Raw genomic sequence first — 17,339 nt, 5'->3', positions numbered from 1 at the left:
ACGATTATTAATTTGAATCAAATAACAATTTTATGATGAATTTAAATCTTAGTCGCCATATGGCACTAGCAGGGTTAGCTTTCTTTATGATGTTCTCATGTAAAGACGAGGCTAAGCAAGAGACCGCTATGGCGGAAAAAATTCCGGGAATAGTCCTGGAAAACATGGATCTAGAAGTGAGTCCAAATGAAGATTTTTACAATTATGTTAATGGAAATTGGATGAAAACGACTCAAATTCCAGATGACGAGACACGATGGGGAGGTTTTGGTGTGCTCCGCAAAGCCACGAGAAAGGACATGTTAGAGATTATGAAAACCTCAAAGGAGCTTGGTGCTTATAAGGAGGGGTCTGATCAAAAGAAAGCTTTATTGATTTTTGAATCCGAGTTGGATACTCTAGCGAGAAATAAAGCTGGAACAGCACCATTGAAACCTTATTTAGAGGATATTAAAGCTATTTCCTCTTTAGATGACATGCAGAAAGTAGTGGCTACAGAAATTGGTGTTTCCTCGCCATTTTTTGGTATCGGAGCGAATCCAGATTTGAATGACAGCAGTATGAATATAGCGTGGGTGTTTCCAGGAGGCTTAGGTCTACAACGTGATTATTACCTTGACCAAGATGCCAAAACTAAAGAGATTAGACAAAAATATACTGATCACATTGCAAGGATGCTTCAGTATATTGATTATTCGGAAAATGAGGCTAATGCTGCCGCCTTAAAAATATTGGCATTAGAAACAGCTTTGGCAGAACCACGTTTAGACAAGGTGGCGAGTAGAGATGTAAGAAACTATAACAACCCCACGTCAATAGAAGATTTGCAAGCTATGGTACCTACCATGAATTGGAAAAGATTTATGGAAGATATGGGTATTGATAAAAAGATAGACACTCTTATGGTAATGCAGCCTAAGTATATGAAAGCAATGGATGCTTTTTTAAAGAGTACACCTCTAGAAGATATAAAGACATTAATGACCTGGAGAACCTTAGATAATGCAGCAGGTTTTCTAACTACTGAAATGGAAAAAGCCAATTGGGAATTTTATGGTAAAACTTTAAATGGTTCAAAATCTATGCGTCCAGCCGAAGAGCGCGCTCTGGGAACTGTTGATGGAAGTGTTGGAGAAGCTGTTGGTCAACTATATGTTCAGTCAAAATTTCCACCGGAAGCCAAGGAGAAAGCTGAAAAAATGATTACCAATATTATTAAGGCTTTTCAAAATAGAATTAAGGTTTTAGATTGGATGTCTGAGGAAACCAAAGCTAAGGCTATTGAAAAATTAGATAAGTTTACTGTTAAGATTGCGTATCCAGACGAATGGCGAGACTATTCTGAAATGCAAATCAAAGAAGGAAATTCGTATGCAGAAAATATGCTTGCAGTGGGCGAATGGGCTCAAAAAGATAATTTATCTGAAATAAATGAGCCAGTAGATAAAAGTAGGTGGGGCATGTCTCCACAAACAGTGAATGCTTATTTTAATCCGTTAAATAATGAAATAGTATTTCCGGCAGCTATTTTGCAGCCACCATTCTATAATTACACTGCTGATGAAGCTGTAAATTATGGCGGAATAGGTGCAGTTATTGGGCATGAGATTTCACATGCCTTTGATGATTCTGGGGCAAGATTTGATGGCGATGGGAATGTAAACAATTGGTGGACAGCAGAAGATTTAGCAGAATTTGAAAAACGAGGTAAGGCTCTTGCAGACCAGTATTCCGCTATAGAAGTATTAGACAGTGTAAATATTAATGGACCATTTACATTGGGCGAAAATATAGGTGATTTAGGAGGTGTGCTTGGGGCTTACGATGGCTTACAGTTATATTTTGAAGAAAATGGAAGACCAGATGATATTGACGGTTTTACGGCAGAACAACGTTTCTTTATGTCATGGGCAACTGTATGGAGAACTTTAATAAGAGAAGACGCTTTAAGAACACAAATTAAAACAGATCCGCATTCTCCGGGAATGATACGGGCTACACAACCCTTAAAAAATATCGATGCTTTTTACGAGGCGTTTGATATTAAAAAGGGTGACGCCATGTATTTGCCTCCTGAAGAACGAGTGAGAATTTGGTAAAAGAAAAATGCGACCTAAAAGGGTCGCATTTTTTATGATTTGACTTTTATGTTCTAATTTTTTTGTGCTGCCGATTTAGCCATTTGTGCTTTCTGATTTTCTAAAGCCTGTCTGCTCACTTTAGCTAAATTGAAATTAGGATCAATCGCTAAGGCGTCATTCATAAGCTTTAAAGCAGCATCCATATTTTCAGTTTTATTCTCTGTAAAAGTTAACAAGCCGTCCAGATATTTTAAAGCGGCCTTCATAGAGGTTTCATAAGGTTGTTGTGTTTCATAATATGCACGTTTCATGTCATCAGTAACGTTGGCAAATGCGTAGTTTAAATTTTCTCTTGCACCAGCAAGGTCATTGGTCTGAATTTTCATATCCACCATTTCATAGGCCAGATATACATTAGGTTTTCTGCCATACAGCACTTCAAAGTGTTCTAACGCCATTTTGGGCTGGTTTAAATTTTTAAGGGCTATCGCTTTTACTTCGACATTCATGTCAGAATCGGTAGCATTTTTTTCAACACCTAAAGTATTAATAGCTTGCACGTACTTTCCTTCTGACAAGTATAGATAAGCCAACGTATCTTTACGCGCTACGGATGGCTCTATAATATTAAGGTGGGTGAGCGCGTTAATAACACCTTGCACATCACCTTGCTTTTTCATTTCTTTATAAAAACTTTCATAATGTGTTTTTAAATCCGCATTAGATTGTGCAAAAACTCCTACTGAACATAATAACGCGATTGCGATTGTAATCTTTCTCATTTTCACTTGATTTGTTAAAAGAATAGGTTGTTATAAACAACCCTCTTGATTCTTAATTTTTTGGGTGGCTAAAACTATAAAAATTAATTATAACTGGTCTTAAAAATCTATTAATTCTATGGTCGTGCCATGTATTTATAATTCAAAAGCCGTTCCAGTTTTGAACTTTCCACAATTTTTCCTGTACTTTTTTTTGAGTGATTGAAGAAGGGCCTCGGTAAACTATGTGCTTCACAATAGTTGCTGTAATAGGTTTTTTTGTCTGGATGCAGCGGATAGACAGCATTAAACGAGTTCTGCCATACATCTTTTTCAAGTATAGTAAGAATAATATTTATGGCATCTGTTTTGTGAATTAAATTTATGGGTGCTTCAGGGTTAGGGACGTCTGTTCTTCCTGAAAGTACTTTTCCTGGATGCCTGTTGTTATCAATTAAACCGCCAAATCTCAAAATAGTGGTGTTGAAATTTGAGTTTTGTTCTAATAGGTTTTCGATGCGTATTAATTGATTACCGGTTTTAGATAAATTATTTGGAATGGTAGCTTCAGTAATAACAGGAAATGTGAGATCGTCTTTAAAAACGGAAGTTGAACTGATATATAATACGTTTTTAACCTTACCTCGTTCTATAGCTTCAATGAGATAGCGAATTTCCTTAACATGATTTTTATTGGGATTTGTTCTAAGGCCTGGTGGTATGTTTATAATTAAAGTCTCACTGTCTTTAAGGAAATTGTCAATATCACCTTCTATGCCTTCTTCTAAGAGACCTATTAAAAAGGGCTCAATATGTTGCTTCTTGAGGCTGTCTAATTTATCCTTTGAGGTTGTAGACCCATTCACGGCGAAACCCTTTTCCAATAAAATCTCGGCCAAGGGTAAACCTAACCAACCACAGCCCATAATGGAAATCCTTGTTTTCAAAATGTAGAACTTTAGACAAAGTTACAGAAGGTTGTGCTAACACATGCTGTTTTGCCAAATCATAATTTTTAACTAATTTTAGAGGACACACTAAATTAATCTAATATGGGCATCAAAAGTTTTCAAGGGGCACGTAAACAACAAGGTACATCAGTACCAGTAGCCCTTAAGGTTAGAGATTATATGACCACCTCACTTATCACGTTTAGGCCAGAACAATCTGTTCAAGAGGTTGTGGAATCACTTATTAAGTATAAGATTTCCGGTGGACCGGTCGTGAATGATCGCAATGAACTTGTTGGGATAATTTCAGAAGGAGATTGTTTAAAACAATTAAGCGAAAGCCGATATTACAATATGCCATTAGAACATGACAACGTTGAAAAACGAATGGCCAAAGAGGTAGAAACCATAGACGGAAATATGGACGTGTTTGATGCGGCAAACAAATTTTTAAACTCCAAACTTAGACGTTTCCCGATAGTCGAAAACGGAAAATTAGTTGGTCAAATAAGTCAGAAAGATATTTTGAAAGCAGCATTGCAACTAAAAGGTGTTAATTGGAATAGTTCTACTAAAAAAAGTAGTTAATCATTGCGTTTTACCAAAGCGTAATAATCACCTTCTAAGGGCAGGTAGCCTTGGTCATACACAAAATAATAAATAGCACCTGCCTTGGTGGTATATATACTTGTGAAATAATTAAAGTCAAAACCTTTTTCAATTAATTTGGCTCGAGAGCACTTGGTTTTTTGGTTAGGGTTCAGGATTTCCAAAATTCTGTAGTTTTTTCTTAAACGATTGTTAGTGTTTCTAATAAGGTTCTTGGAATCTTTGTTGAGCCTGTTATTATGGGCATTTCTACATGCATCTCCACAGAACTTCTTGTCAGCTCGTCCGATAATTCGATCACCACATTCTGGACATTTTCGATGCATGTCTTGCTTTCTTGTTCTGGTTTACTCAAACACAAGATACTAATTCTAAATAATTATCTTATTATTTGATTTGAAAGAACGACCCATCCAATGGTTATATACCTAAATATAAAGCCCTTAAAGTTAATTCCGATGCGTTAAAGTAATTGTTGGAAATAATCTGAATCAAAGTGCTTTAGGGCGCCTGAACTTCTTGGTAGCACTTATAACTGTATGCATTTATAATGTTATTCATCACCTTGTCAATGCTAACCCAATTGTTCGAGTATGCAATAGAGCCTTCAACCACATAACTTTCCCTTGGTTCATCAATAAACGTATATTGAGTAGAAATCCTAGTTTTAGTGCTATCCTTTAAATTTAAAATACCGGTTATTTTAAGTGTAATAAGATTCTGTTCATAGTCTCCCAATACTTCGGTCCCGTCATTAGAACTCACACTCACCATTTCGACTTTATCGGCAAACTGAAGGCTATCAATGCTTAGTGAAGTTTTGCTTGGGGTTGCCGTTAGTTTAAAGTTCCTATTGGATAATTTTTTATTCAGAGTAGATTCAATGTCAGCTATTCTGTCATCCTTTTTGAAATAATATGCCAAAACGGAAGTAGAATCATAATTCTTCTCTACTATTGGAATGAAAATTAGTTGAATCTCCAAAGGTTGAGATAATTTTTTGTTTTTCCATTTAAAATCATTTTTAACATTATGTAGATTTAATAGATTACATGAGTTTATAAAAAGTAATAAAGCTGAACTAAGAAATAGAGTCTTCATCAAAGTACCTATGGTCCACTTTTTTTGATGATATCGGAGTTTCTTTGAGTTAATCATTGAATTGCCTGTGTATTAGGTTTGGTTTAAATCGAGGTCTGTTTCCATTTTTCTGCAACACATAAACCATACCAATATCGCTGTGTTTTGTAGTAATAGATACAAGGGTATTCTTGTCTCGTAACCTTTGAGGGTAGACACAAAATAAAATTGTGAAACTCAAGATTAATCTCAAATAAAAAAATTTACGCTTAAGTGTTTTCTCCAATATCACAAATAAGCAGAAGGGTTTAGTGATAATGAGCCTAAAACTATTTACAAATGAATACAAATAATTACAAACGATAATAAATAGGTAACTACCGACTATATTTTTCTACACCTCTCATATTTGCAGTGTTGAATCCATCGAGGATCAATAGTATTAACTGTTTAACATTTAAATTTAAAATCATGAACACATTAAGAAACAAAGTACAGTTGATTGGAAACTTAGGAAACGATCCTGAAATTATCAATTTAGAGTCTGGCAAGACCTTGGCAAAATTTTCTATTGCAACTAATGAAAGTTATAAAAATGCGCAAGGCGAGAAAGTAACCGACACACAATGGCACAATATTGTAGCTTGGGGAAAAACAGCACAAATTGTAGAGAAGTACATTACTAAAGGAAAGGAAATTGCAGTTGAGGGAAAACTGACCACTCGTGCGTGGGAAGATAAAGACGGTATAAAACGATATACAACTGAGGTTGTTTGTAATGAACTACTGATGTTGGGGAAATAAACCTATAAGGTAAAAATAAAAAGAGCGGTTTCAATTGGCCGCTCTTTTTATTGTATCTAATTAAGATTTCATGATTTTTTTAGTGATCTGCGCACCGTTAGTTTTATTAGTAATCCTTATAAAATAAAATGCCGAATCCAATTGGGTTAAATCAGTTAAGATGATAGCGCCATTTTTTGCAGATAAATCTGAATGTAGAACACGTCTACCATTAATATCAAAAATAGTAACGCTGTAGTCATCATTAAGACCATTAGATAAGTTAATGGTAATTGACGATTTAAAGGGATTAGGACTTACAAGTGTATTGTTAAGGCTTATATCATCTACACTTAAAGAACCTCCGCAAATTGACCAGCCCATATCTTCAAAAAATCCTAAAGTTATTGGGCCTGGATTGTGGTTGGCTTCACCAGGACCTATTTGAGGGGACATAAGAGAGTTAATATCACCAGGAACAAATGTATTTTCATCCCAATGTGAATAACTACTACCTGGGGTCCATACTGATGGTGCCCAAATTCTCGGAAGAGTACCTGATAATTGTCCAACGGCTATTGGGCCATTACAAAATAGATTATTACTTATCAATTGGTTACCTAAGCTAATCGAAGGATCAGGAAATATTGCGGTATCAGTAATGGAATTGCCACTGCCGTTTTCAATGAATAAGTCATAAATAGTAGGATTGTTATTTGTCCGAATACTACCAATACCTGCACCACCAACGGATGCACCACCAAAAAAACCTAAACCGTGGCCAAGCTCGTGAAGCACGACTGAAACAAAGTCGAACTGGCCACCTGGAGGTTGTGCGTCTAAGCCAAAATACCAATTGGCAGTATTACTAAAGGCAGCCGTAATATCTACAGTAATTGCCCCGAAAGGGTCGGTTTCAGATCCCTCAATCTTTTCAACAAGGGCTCTGGGATAGAACACATTAGGTAAGGCATCTGGGTGATTAGAAGTTAAGGAGCCAGTAGCAGCTGCACCACCTAGAGCTCCTGGATCTAAGGCACTAAATGTAGCATTGACAGTAATTTGAACGGATGATTCTATGGAGTTTTCCCAAATATTTTTTGCGAACTCAAAGGCAGCGGTGGCATCTGGTGTAAATCCTGGACCATAGTTTATCACTATGTTAGAGCATTGGTTGCCATTCCTTTCCATTTTAGATATCATTTCTTGGGACCTGGGCACAGAAATTTGTCCAATATATGGACCTTCGTAGAGAATACAAAGAGGCTGTGTAAATATCAGTTCTTCTCGCTCAAAATCTTCGATATTTTGAGAATTTCCGATGATAAAAAATGATACAAAACTAAAAATCAGGAAATTTTTGTTTTTCCATTTCAAGAAATAAGATAGGGTAGTTTTTTTCATAAATACTAATGTTAAGACTTTAAAATTAAGATAAAAATAATGTGAGACTCAAAAAAAAACCATAAAATACAAGGTTTTCTACAATTGAGGATGTGTTTAGGATTCGAAATGAACTAAAACTTGGTCTTTATTGTGATATAAATTTAAGCTAAAGAAAATACAAACTTAATTGAGATTTAAGAATATATAAGCGATGCTAAACTTTAAATTTTATTCATAAAAACGCTTTAATTTATTATCGTACGAGAAGAACATCAAGCATCATCCTTTTAGGACTTGGATGCTGTTCTAATTCAATAATCTATTCTTAATATCGAGTGTCTTGAAATTCCGTCAGAAAAACGAAACTCAAAGATTAGAACTTGGTTAGGTGATATTGGTAAGGTTGGATTTGAAAATTTCCAAATATTTTTTAAGAATGGATTTTCCACATTGTTAGGTGCTCTTCCAATTACGCCACTTTTTTGAGTAAATCATGACAAGGGCATTTTTTGCAGCGTTTGCACTCTGCTTTTTTATACTTTTTACAGCACTTGGATTTTACTTTACCCAAACCTTCAGCACCAGACGTCTTAAGAACGTTAATGCGTTCTTTTTTAAGCTTCTTATCAATCTTTTTTTTGCCCAAAACCTAACCGACCATGTTTAAGCAAAAATAATTATTTAAATTTAATCTAAATAAACTTTAACACTTTTAGGCCGTTGGGGTCTGCGCTGCAGAATTAACGGTAAGTTGTTGAATGTCCCTATCGAACAAGTATAGCCCACCCTTATCGTCACCAATCATATTAACTTTATCCAAGATGGTTCTTGCAGTAGCTTCTTCCTCAATTTGTTCTGCAACGTACCATTGTAAGAAATTATGTGTGGCATAATCTTTCTCCTGAAGTGAAATGTGTACCAGTTCATTGATGCTTTCAGAAACAACAATTTCGTGATCTAATAGTTTTTCAAACATTTCCTTAAAGCTCTTGAAAGTCACGTTAGGTGCATTCAATTCTGAAACACGGGCATGGCCACCGCGCTCATTAACAAATTTGACCAGTTTAAGCATGTGTTCGCGCTCTTCATCAGATTGGTCGTACATGAAGTTTGAAATACCTTCAAGACCCTTGACTTCGGCCCAAACAGCCATTGCCAAATAAACTTGGGAAGACTCAGCTTCAATTCGTATTTGTTTATTTAATGCGGATTCTATAGTTTTTGATAACATAATATTTTAATTTTTATGTAAAGATACTTACTAATTCCCTCACTATAAAGGGTATTAGTCATAGAAAAGCATTTTTTCCTAATTCGGAATGAATTTGTTTTGAATACTAGGATTTGATTAAAAGTATAATTCATTAGCCAATCTAAACGTGTTAGCATGGGCATCAACAATGGTTTTTATATCTGGCGAGTAACCACCTCCCATGCTACACATTACAGGAATACCATTGTGCTTACATTGTTCCAAAACAAACCGATCACGTTCCTTACAGCCAGCTACAGACAGTCCTAATTTCCCTAGCTTATCGGAAGATATCACATCAACCCCACATAAATAATAGATAAAATCTGGATTCTGCTCGCGGATTAATGTAGGTAAGGTTTCTTTTAGAATCGATAAATACGTACCATCATCGGTATTATTATCTAATGCAATATCTAAATCACTTTGTTCTTTTTTAAAAGGATAGTTGCTCTTACCGTGCATAGAAAAAGTAAATACAGAATTATCATTCTGAAAGATTTCGGCAGTGCCATTGCCTTGGTGCACATCTAGGTCTACAATGAGGATGTTATGAGCCAATCCCTTATGTTGTAAATATCTCGCTCCGATGGCCTGATCGTTTAATAAACAAAAGGCCTCGCCGCGATTGGTAAAGGCGTGGTGTGTGCCACCAGCAATATTCATGGCAATGCCATATTGCAAGGCGTGTTCACTTGCTTTTATTGTGCCATCTGCAATGATAACTTCACGCTCTACCAAAACTTCACTTAGTGGAAAGCCTATTTTACGTACAGCACGTTGATCTAAGGTCATATTGACCAAATCGTAATAATATTCTGGGTCATGAACAGCCACAATATACTTATCATTGGGTCTTTTAGGCTCAAAGAAATTGACCTCAGAGCAAGTGCCTTCATGTTTTAGCTGTTGTGGCAAAAGGTCGTACTTTTCCATTGGGAAGCGATGTCCCTTTGGTAGGGGATGTTTGTAGATGGGGTTAAAAGCAATTTTTAGCATCTGCAAAAAAAATAACATTAATAGGGCCGCGCTAAAACTATAATTGAGGGTTACATCAATTAACCTATTCTAGGTAACCTCAAAGCAAATTAATCCTAATATTTGTTCAGCTCAATTTTTTGAGAGATGTACTCGTCCTCATTAATAACCCCTTCTATAAATAACGTAATATCATCTGTTCTTGAATTATCAATTGTTAGAAATACTGCACCAGAATCATCCAATTTTAAATTAGGATGCCAATCTATAGCAGCATAATCCTCAAAAAACTGGTTGTCAAAATTAGTGTATTTGGGTGTGTAGAATGATTTGTTTGAACTAAATCGCAATGGAACAAGGTAGGTGCTAAGACTTTTATTAGCTCCTTTATTATTATCTCTAGGTATCGTATAAATTTTTATAAACCCTGCACCACCATTAATACCTCCACCAATGCCATACAATTCATATTCAATGTAATCTACATCCTTTGTTGTAAGGGTTGTTAAAATATCAAATGTAGCATTTTGGCCATAACCGCCAACCAAAACATCATCTAAATAAACTGCGGGGACTGGGTTTCCCCAATTAACCCTGGGATTTGTTATTGTTAATCCTCCAGTGAAATAGTTGTAATTGGTTATAAAACCTAGTCGTTGTATATAGAGGTCTATTCTAAGGTTAGCTACGTTATCATTTAATATTGCTATTCTTGAATTAACCACATTATTTTTTAATGTTTCCGCGCGCGACTTATTTTTTTTGGATTTGACAATGACTTCTTCTAATTGTTCTACTTTTTTCCAGGCCTCAGGTATTTTGACAGCTGATATGTTTTGTGTTTCCTTTAAGTAGACCTTTGCTAGGCTATTGTATGACAAATCGAAACTAGGAAAAATGTTAGGAGAAAATGTCAGGTAAAGTTTGGGGGCTTTATAACTATTTTTTTCCCCAGGGCCTATATAAGAGACCCTTAAAAAGTCGTCTTCCATAGGGAAGTTCGATTTGAGCTGGAACGCATCCTTTCCTTCAGGAACATCGAACAGTTGCGTATTATCATTTTCAAAGGGGTATAATACATAGGTACCACTTTGATTTTTATTGATTTTTGCAGTAATATCGATACCATTTTCAAAAGGATACTTTAGGACGGTTTTGTCTGTATTGAAAATGTTGCCCCAACTGTAGCTGCTCCAACCTTGAGTAAGCATCAAAAGGTCTAAGTTATAGGCTGTTATTCTATTATTATCTTTAAAGTAGTCTTGTCCATTTTCTAGATATCCGTTAATGTATGGTCTAATGTAGAGTTGTGAGAGCAACGAGCTATTGTGGTCGTAAGATTTAGTGCCGGTCGGAAGAGTTGATACGCTTAAGTTTGACCATTCCACTTTGTCATTTAAGTTAAATTCTATCTTTACCCTTAAACTATCTTTATCTTTGAGTGACTCTACACTAGATGCCTTGTGGTGTTTAATACCATTTTTATTAAAAAGAAGACGTTCTAAGGTGGGTCGATTCTTTTCATCTAACACAGTAAAGATATTAATGCCCTTAAAAAGGCTTTCTTTAGGAAAACTAACCAAGGCCTTGCCTTCGCTGTTGAGTTTAAACTCTACAATATAAATCTCTACTCCATTGTGGTGCGCAATCTTAAACGTTTTATTGGCAAGCTGTTTGATGCTTCTTTCATTGGTAGAAAATAAGATATTTACCTTTTCAGATAAAGGCGCCATTGACATGTTGATTCCTGTTAATTTAATGTTTTCAATTGATTTCACAGTTAGTTGACCATCAATATCTAAAACAGCCTTGTAATTTGCACTAGGCTTTGGATTAAAAAGTGCTTTGGCAAGCCCCACCTCATTGAGTTTGAATTCTGTAATAATGTTATCTTTTTCATCCCTTATTGTACCGCTTGCGCCTTTAACACCATATCCAAATTTATTTTTGGCAATAATGCCAATAGTATTGTTAACATTATAAAGAATATGTCCTCCTTCTCCCAGTACCTGTAAATCAATGTCGCTCGAACCATTAAGTTTAGTTTGGATGGTGCTATCATTCGCTTGTATTACTCTGAAGCTAGCTTCAAAATGATTCGGCTCCTTAAAGTTGCGCATCCAGTTGGTATAGGCTTTGAAGGTATATCGACCACTTGTGAAGCTACTGTCAATATTAAAGACGTTGGAGGCAATACCTTCATCAACCCGAATCAAGGCTTCTTTAATGGGCGTATTGTTCTCGTCTGTTATGGTGCAATAAAGATTTGTAGTGAGTTGGGATGTGGCTTTCGTTGATTTGTCAAAAATGTATGCCGTAAATCCCATCATTTCACCCTTAATGTAACTAGACTTATTAAGATGCACATAAGCAACTTCTCGCGGAGCCTCTACATAATTCTCAAAATGCTCAATAATGGTGTTTGGTGTCTGGGCAATAACAGAACAAAAAAACAATAAGAGGAAGGAGAGCAAAATACGCTTAATGACAATCACAAGATTTGTTTTAAATGTAATACATTTCTGAAAAATACAGAAAAATCATTTTCTTATAATTTGATTTAACCAATCATTAACTATAATTAACCCTGGCTATTAGGATTAATTGTTTTCATCAGAAAATTTATTAACTAAGAATGATAAACAAATTCCTCAGAACTCTCAACTAATTCTTATGCCATTTGCTATTTGGTCTCCCTTATCTGGATTTACAAAAACAAGATTGCCGGTCTCATTTTCTGTCATTAGTATCATACCTTCACTTTCAACACCTCTAAGTTTACGAGGCGCCAAATTCACTAATACAGTAACCCGCTTTCCAATGACCTCCTCCGGGGAAAAGCTCTCTGCGATACCAGAAACAATGATTCTTACATCAATACCCGTATCTACTTTTAAGACCAGAAGTTTTTTGGTCTTTGGCATTTTTTCAGCTTCTATAATCGTGCCGACTCTTAAATCTAACTTAGTGAAATCATCAAAAGTTATAATATCTTTTTGAGGTTCAACTGTTTTATCAGCCATTTCATTAGTTCTTTTTTGGGCCTCCAACTTATCTAATTGCTCTTGTATGGCAGCATCTTCAATCTTAGAAAAAAGTAATTCGCCTTTTCCTATTACATGGTTTGTGGGCAGTAATTCCTTTTCATTTGAAATATCATCCCAACTATTGCCGCTCTCATTGAGTATAGATTTTAACTTGTTAGACGTAAACGGTAAAAAAGGTTCGCTTAAAACTGCTAAAGCTGCAGCTATTTGTAAGGCCACATACATAACGGTCTTGGTCCTTGCTTCGTCAGTTTTAATGGTTTTCCATGGTTCTTCCTCAGCTAAGTACTTATTTCCAAGCCGCGCTAGATTCATTAGTTCTTGACTAGCTTCCCTAAAGCGGTAGCGCTCTATGGAACTTGCAATAACAGCAGGGTAAGCTTTGAGTTCTGCAAGTGTATCTAAATCAATCTGTGAATAGTTAGATGGGTTTGGAACAACACCATTGTAATATTTATGGGTCAATACAACGACACGATTAATAAAATTACCAAAAATGGCTACTAATTCATTGTTGTTCCTCGCTTGAAAGTCCTTCCAGGTAAAATCATTGTCTTTGGTTTCAGGAGCATTGGCCGTGAGCGTATAGCGCAATACATCTTGTTGGTTTGGAAAGTCCTTCAAATAGTCAGGCAGCCAAACGGCCCAATTTTTTGATGTAGACAACTTGTTACCTTCAAGATTTAAAAACTCATTAGCCGGAACGTTTTCAGGTAAAATAAAGGAGCCTTCAGCCTTTAGCATTGCCGGAAAAATAATACAGTGGAACACAATATTATCCTTACCTATAAAGTGCACTAAGGTGGTGTCTTTATCTTTCCAGTAATCTTCCCAGTTTTTACCTTCTCGAGCGGCCCACTCTTTGGTTGCTGAAATATAGCCAATTGGTGCATCAAACCATACATAAAGGACTTTGCCTTCACCGCCTTCTACGGGCACTGGTATTCCCCAATCTAAATCCCTGGTGACTGCTCTTGGTCGTAAACCATCATCGATCCAGGATTTTACTTGCCCGTAAACATTGGGCTTCCAATCTTTCTTATGACCTACTAAAATCCAGTTGCGTAGAAATTCCTCATACTTGTTCAAGGGTAAAAACCAGTGTTTGGTTTTTTTCAAGGTTGGTACATTACCTGTTATGGCCGATTTGGGATTTATTAAATCCGTCGCATTAAGGCTTGAGCCACAGCTTTCACACTGATCGCCATAGGCTTCCTCATAGCCGCATTTTGGGCAAGTCCCTGTAACAAAACGGTCGGCTAAAAATTGATTAGCTTCAGCATCGTACAATTGTTGTGAGACTTCCTCAACAAATTCATTGTTGTCATATAAGGTTTTAAAAAACTCTGAAGCTGTATCATGATGCATTTTAGCTGAAGTTCTGGAGTAATTGTCAAAAGAGATTCCAAACTCCTCGAAGGATTGTTTAATTATGCCGTGGTACTTATCAACTATATTCTGTGGTGATACACCTTCTTTTTTGGCTTTAATGGTTATAGGAACACCGTGTTCATCACTTCCGCACATAAAGGCTACATCATTTCCTTTTAATCTAAGATATCGGGCAAAAATATCTGCAGGCACATAAACACCTGCGAGATGGCCAATATGTATGGGTCCATTGGTGTAAGGTAGTGCTGCTGTGATAGTGTATCGTTTAGCCATGACGGATTCAATTAATGAGCCTACAAAAGTACACATTCTAAAAGGCATTTAGAAAAAAAATGTACATTTACAAAAAGCATGTTTCATGACTCTAAGGGCTAAAATAATTGTGGTTTTCTTTCTCTTTTATGGGATGACGATAGCACGATTAGTGTCACAACCTAAAACTGATAATTCTACAGAAATGACTTTTAATATGATTCAACCACTTTATCTAAAAAAAGGGGATACAGTTGCTATTGTTGCGCCATCAGGTATATTGAAAAGTCGTGAAGGAGAGATACAACAGGCCGTGGACTTATTGAAAAGTTGGGGATTACATGCCCGAGTTGGCCAACATGTTTTTAATCAAGCCGATCATTTTGCTGGTACCGATGAAGAACGTTGTGAAGACCTTCAAAATGCTTTAGATGACCCAACAATCAGTGCTATTTGGTGTGCTAGGGGAGGTTATGGTACGGTAAGGATTCTAGATAAATTAGATTATACAAAATTCAAAAAGCACCCTAAATGGGTAATTGGTTACTCCGACATAACCGCCTTACATAACCAACTGCATAATGAAGGATTTGAATCCTTGCATGCGCTTATGTGTGTTAGTCTCACAAAAGATTTAGGAGACATAAAAGATTCCGTAGATTCGTTTAAGGAAGCACTATTCGGTCATCCCAGACCTTATACCTTAGTTGGTTCTAAATATAATAGGGGCGGTACCTCAGAGGGCCAATTGGTTGGAGGCAATCTAACCATACTCCATACCATGTTAGGCTCTGAAACCAGTTTAGATACCTCAGGTAAAATTCTGTTTATAGAAGAAATCGGGGAGTATAAATATCATATTGATCGTATGCTACAAAGTTTGAAGCGAGCGGGTTATTTTGACAACTGTAAAGGGGTTATCGTAGGTGATATGTCCAAACTTCGTAAGAACACCACTCTTTGGGGAACATCCATAGAGCAGTTGATATTAGATGCTCTAGCAGAGTATGATTTCCCTATTGCCTTTAACATGCCCGCAGGTCATGAAGAGGATAATAGGGCACTGGTTTTGGGCAGAACCATAAAACTAGAGGTCACAAAAAACAGGTCAAAAGTTACTTATAAATAAACTTGACGGAATCTTAAAATTAAACAAGGGTTTATAGTGAGTATAATAGAAAGAGACAGCTAATGGCACAACACAATGAGCTCGGTAAAAAAGGTGAACAATTGGCTGTAGATTTTCTAATTGAAAACAATTACGCTATCATTGAACGCAATTATCGTTTTGATAAGGCTGAGGTAGATATTATGGCTAAAAAGGGCGATGTTTTGGCCATCGTTGAAGTAAAAACCCGTTCTACGGCAGACTTCGGAAATCCACAAGATTTTGTAAAACCCAAGCAAATAAAAAATCTGGTTAAGGCTGTGAATGAATATGTAGATTCGAATCAACTAGATCTTGAGGTGAGGTTTGATATCATAGCTATTCTAAAACAAAAGAATACGTATGATATCGAGCATTTAGAAAATGCCTTTTACCATTTCTAATAAGCGCTGTTATGAGTATCTAATCTATTTATGGAATTTACCTGTAAAAATTCATTTCATCTATATAGTGCCAGACATGCTCAGGAAGCATAGGCCGTATATTTCTACCTTCATTAATCTCGTTTCTTATAAACGTTGAGGATAGTTCCATTATTGGTGCTGAAACAGTAAAAATTTTAGGATGATTTTTAAACCTTTCAGGCCGAGTGCCATTTGAAATCCTTGGGTAAACGTAGATAGCATAATGGTCCAATATAAGCTCATAATTTTTCCATTTATGTAGGCTTTTTAAATTGTCCTCACCCATAATCAAAGCAAACTCATGTTCAGGATACTTTTCTTCTAAATAGGTTAGGGTATCAATGGTATAATTAGGTTGCTTAAGGCCAAATTCAATATCGCACGGACGCAACTTATCGTAGTCTTTTGTTGCTAAATAAACCATTTCTAAACGCTGATGGTTGTCCAATAAACTGCTTTTCTGTTTAAAAGGACTTTGGGGCGTCACCACAAACCAAACTTGGTCTAAATCGCTATGCTCAACCATGTGGTTGCCAATAGTCAAATGGCCTATATGAATAGGGTTAAATGTTCCAAAAAATAGACCAATTTTCATTACTTCTCAGCTATAAATCTTGCAACTAAATCATGAGCATTCTGTAAAGCATCTTTGAGATTGGCATTTACAACAATAACATCAAATAGTGGTGCCGTGGCTAATTCGGCTGGGGCTTTGGCCACGCGCATACTTATTTTTTCAGGACTCTCTTCACCGCGATCTTTTAAACGTCTAACCAGTTCATTTAAATCTGGGGGTTTTACAAATATGGCAAGGGTTTGTTCAGGAAACTTTCTTTTTATACGCAATCCACCAGAAACATCAATATCAAATATAACGTGTTTACCTTGAGCCCAAATACGCTCCACTTCGGACTTAAGCGTACCGTAGAAATTGTCGCGATAGACTTCTTCCCACTCCAAAAACTCGTCATTATTGATTTTGTTTTTGAACTCCTTAAGGGATAGAAAATAATAGTCTTTACCATCTATTTCTTTACCTCTGGCTTCTCTTGAGGTTGCCGAAATTGAAAATTCAAGGTTCAATTCTGGCTGTTTTAATAGATGCTTAACGATAGTTGTCTTTCCTGATCCGGACGGGGCGGAAAATACAATAAGTTTACCTTGTTTTTTAGTTGTTTCCTTAGCCACTGAAAATA

The 17,339-nt window shown here is 36.2% G+C and carries 16 protein-coding genes; 5 read left to right on the top strand and 11 right to left on the bottom strand.

Translation table 11 applies throughout. The features are described 5' to 3' along the window. The first annotated feature begins 35 nt into the window (after positions 1-35). Positions 36-2,099, top strand: coding sequence for a M13 family metallopeptidase (locus tag CA834_RS00980; RefSeq protein WP_094966791.1), 2,064 nt, complete (start codon positions 36-38; stop codon positions 2,097-2,099). Positions 2,100-2,152: 53 nt separating this feature from the next. Here CA834_RS00980 and CA834_RS00975 read toward each other — a convergent pair whose 3' ends face one another. Next, positions 2,153-2,863 carry a hypothetical protein gene (locus tag CA834_RS00975; RefSeq protein ID WP_094966790.1) on the bottom strand — a complete coding sequence of 237 codons (711 nt, stop codon included), beginning with the start codon at positions 2,861-2,863 and terminating at the stop codon, positions 2,153-2,155. Positions 2,864-2,979: 116 nt separating this feature from the next. Then, a complete protein-coding gene (locus CA834_RS00970; RefSeq protein WP_240507388.1) occupies positions 2,980-3,789 on the bottom strand; it encodes an NAD(P)H-binding protein in 810 nt (269 codons plus the stop codon). A gap of 105 nt (positions 3,790-3,894) precedes the next feature. Between CA834_RS00970 and CA834_RS00965 the strand changes: the two genes are divergently transcribed. Beyond that, a complete protein-coding gene (locus CA834_RS00965; RefSeq protein ID WP_094966788.1) occupies positions 3,895-4,380 on the top strand; it encodes a CBS domain-containing protein in 486 nt (161 codons plus the stop codon). Here the strand turns inward: CA834_RS00965 and CA834_RS00960 are convergent. Together CA834_RS00960 and CA834_RS00955 are read right to left on the bottom strand one after the other, a co-directional pair. Then, complete coding sequence (locus CA834_RS00960) at positions 4,377-4,727, bottom strand: hypothetical protein (protein ID WP_094966787.1); 351 nt, start codon at positions 4,725-4,727, stop codon at positions 4,377-4,379. The genes CA834_RS00965 and CA834_RS00960 overlap by 4 nt on opposite strands. Positions 4,728-4,902: 175 nt before the next feature. Then, positions 4,903-5,385: a hypothetical protein gene (locus CA834_RS00955; protein ID WP_133085439.1), complete on the bottom strand. Its 483-nt coding sequence runs from the start codon at positions 5,383-5,385 to the stop codon at positions 4,903-4,905. A 567-nt stretch (positions 5,386-5,952) separates the two neighbouring features. Here CA834_RS00955 and CA834_RS00950 point away from each other — a divergent pair. Then, a complete protein-coding gene (locus tag CA834_RS00950) occupies positions 5,953-6,285 on the top strand; it encodes a single-stranded DNA-binding protein (RefSeq protein ID WP_094966785.1) in 333 nt (110 codons plus the stop codon). Between the two features lie 60 nt (positions 6,286-6,345). Here the strand turns inward: CA834_RS00950 and CA834_RS00945 are convergent, their stop codons facing one another. The 5 genes from CA834_RS00945 to metG all read right to left on the bottom strand — a co-directional run bounded on the left by CA834_RS00945 (position 6,346) and on the right by metG (position 14,592). Beyond that, a complete protein-coding gene (locus tag CA834_RS00945) occupies positions 6,346-7,668 on the bottom strand; it encodes a T9SS type A sorting domain-containing protein (protein ID WP_094966784.1) in 1,323 nt (440 codons plus the stop codon). Between the two features lie 694 nt (positions 7,669-8,362). Then, positions 8,363-8,881, bottom strand: a complete 519-nt coding sequence (locus CA834_RS00940) for a ferritin (protein ID WP_094966783.1) — start codon at positions 8,879-8,881, stop codon at positions 8,363-8,365. A 117-nt stretch (positions 8,882-8,998) separates the two neighbouring features. Continuing rightward, positions 8,999-9,901 carry a histone deacetylase family protein gene (locus tag CA834_RS00935; RefSeq protein ID WP_094967232.1) on the bottom strand — a complete coding sequence of 301 codons (903 nt, stop codon included), beginning with the start codon at positions 9,899-9,901 and terminating at the stop codon, positions 8,999-9,001. Between the two features lie 95 nt (positions 9,902-9,996). Next, the gene (locus tag CA834_RS00930; RefSeq protein WP_133085438.1) at positions 9,997-12,375 is read right to left on the bottom strand and encodes a hypothetical protein; all 2,379 of its coding nucleotides are present in this window, start codon (positions 12,373-12,375) and stop codon (positions 9,997-9,999) included. A gap of 165 nt (positions 12,376-12,540) precedes the next feature. Beyond that, positions 12,541-14,592, bottom strand: a complete 2,052-nt coding sequence (gene metG / locus CA834_RS00925) for a methionine--tRNA ligase (RefSeq protein WP_094967231.1) — start codon at positions 14,590-14,592, stop codon at positions 12,541-12,543. Positions 14,593-14,776: 184 nt separating this feature from the next. Here metG and CA834_RS00920 point away from each other — a divergent pair, with 184 nt between their 5' ends. Together CA834_RS00920 and CA834_RS00915 are read left to right on the top strand one after the other, a co-directional pair. Beyond that, positions 14,777-15,700, top strand: coding sequence for a S66 peptidase family protein (locus CA834_RS00920; RefSeq protein WP_094967230.1), 924 nt, complete (start codon positions 14,777-14,779; stop codon positions 15,698-15,700). 62 nt (positions 15,701-15,762) lie between these two features. Further along, on the top strand, positions 15,763-16,122 hold the full coding sequence (locus CA834_RS00915; RefSeq protein ID WP_094966781.1) for a YraN family protein: 360 nt from the start codon (positions 15,763-15,765) through the stop codon (positions 16,120-16,122). Between the two features lie 37 nt (positions 16,123-16,159). On the opposite strand, the gene nadD is transcribed toward CA834_RS00915, so the two are convergent. Continuing rightward, a complete protein-coding gene (nadD, locus tag CA834_RS00910) occupies positions 16,160-16,738 on the bottom strand; it encodes a nicotinate (nicotinamide) nucleotide adenylyltransferase (RefSeq protein ID WP_094966780.1) in 579 nt (192 codons plus the stop codon). Continuing rightward, the gene (gmk, locus tag CA834_RS00905; RefSeq protein ID WP_240507387.1) at positions 16,738-17,331 is read right to left on the bottom strand and encodes a guanylate kinase; all 594 of its coding nucleotides are present in this window, start codon (positions 17,329-17,331) and stop codon (positions 16,738-16,740) included. Before gmk ends, nadD begins: the two co-directional genes overlap by 1 nt. Between the last annotated feature and the right edge of the window lie 8 nt (positions 17,332-17,339).

This window comes from Winogradskyella aurantia, from assembly GCF_002266855.1.
GTDB classification, from domain to species: Bacteria; Bacteroidota; Bacteroidia; order Flavobacteriales; family Flavobacteriaceae; genus Winogradskyella; species Winogradskyella aurantia.
This window is presented reverse-complemented; position numbering and strand designations above follow the sequence as displayed.

Excerpts from the sequence above, each read along its gene's own strand:
- CA834_RS00980 (WP_094966791.1), top strand. The coding sequence starts at position 36 with ATGAATTTAAATCTTAGTCGCCATATGGCACTAGCAGGGTTAGCTTTC.
- CA834_RS00975 (WP_094966790.1), bottom strand. The coding sequence starts at position 2,863 with ATGAGAAAGATTACAATCGCAATCGCGTTATTATGTTCAGTAGGAGTT.
- CA834_RS00965 (WP_094966788.1), top strand. The coding sequence starts at position 3,895 with ATGGGCATCAAAAGTTTTCAAGGGGCACGTAAACAACAAGGTACATCA.
- CA834_RS00960 (WP_094966787.1), bottom strand. The coding sequence starts at position 4,727 with ATGCATCGAAAATGTCCAGAATGTGGTGATCGAATTATCGGACGAGCT.
- CA834_RS00950 (WP_094966785.1), top strand. The coding sequence starts at position 5,953 with ATGAACACATTAAGAAACAAAGTACAGTTGATTGGAAACTTAGGAAAC.
- CA834_RS00945 (WP_094966784.1), bottom strand. The coding sequence starts at position 7,668 with ATGAAAAAAACTACCCTATCTTATTTCTTGAAATGGAAAAACAAAAAT.
- CA834_RS00940 (WP_094966783.1), bottom strand. The coding sequence starts at position 8,881 with ATGTTATCAAAAACTATAGAATCCGCATTAAATAAACAAATACGAATT.
- CA834_RS00935 (WP_094967232.1), bottom strand. The coding sequence starts at position 9,901 with ATGCTAAAAATTGCTTTTAACCCCATCTACAAACATCCCCTACCAAAG.
- metG (WP_094967231.1), bottom strand. The coding sequence starts at position 14,592 with ATGGCTAAACGATACACTATCACAGCAGCACTACCTTACACCAATGGA.
- CA834_RS00920 (WP_094967230.1), top strand. The coding sequence starts at position 14,777 with ATGACTTTTAATATGATTCAACCACTTTATCTAAAAAAAGGGGATACA.
- CA834_RS00915 (WP_094966781.1), top strand. The coding sequence starts at position 15,763 with ATGGCACAACACAATGAGCTCGGTAAAAAAGGTGAACAATTGGCTGTA.
- nadD (WP_094966780.1), bottom strand. The coding sequence starts at position 16,738 with ATGAAAATTGGTCTATTTTTTGGAACATTTAACCCTATTCATATAGGC.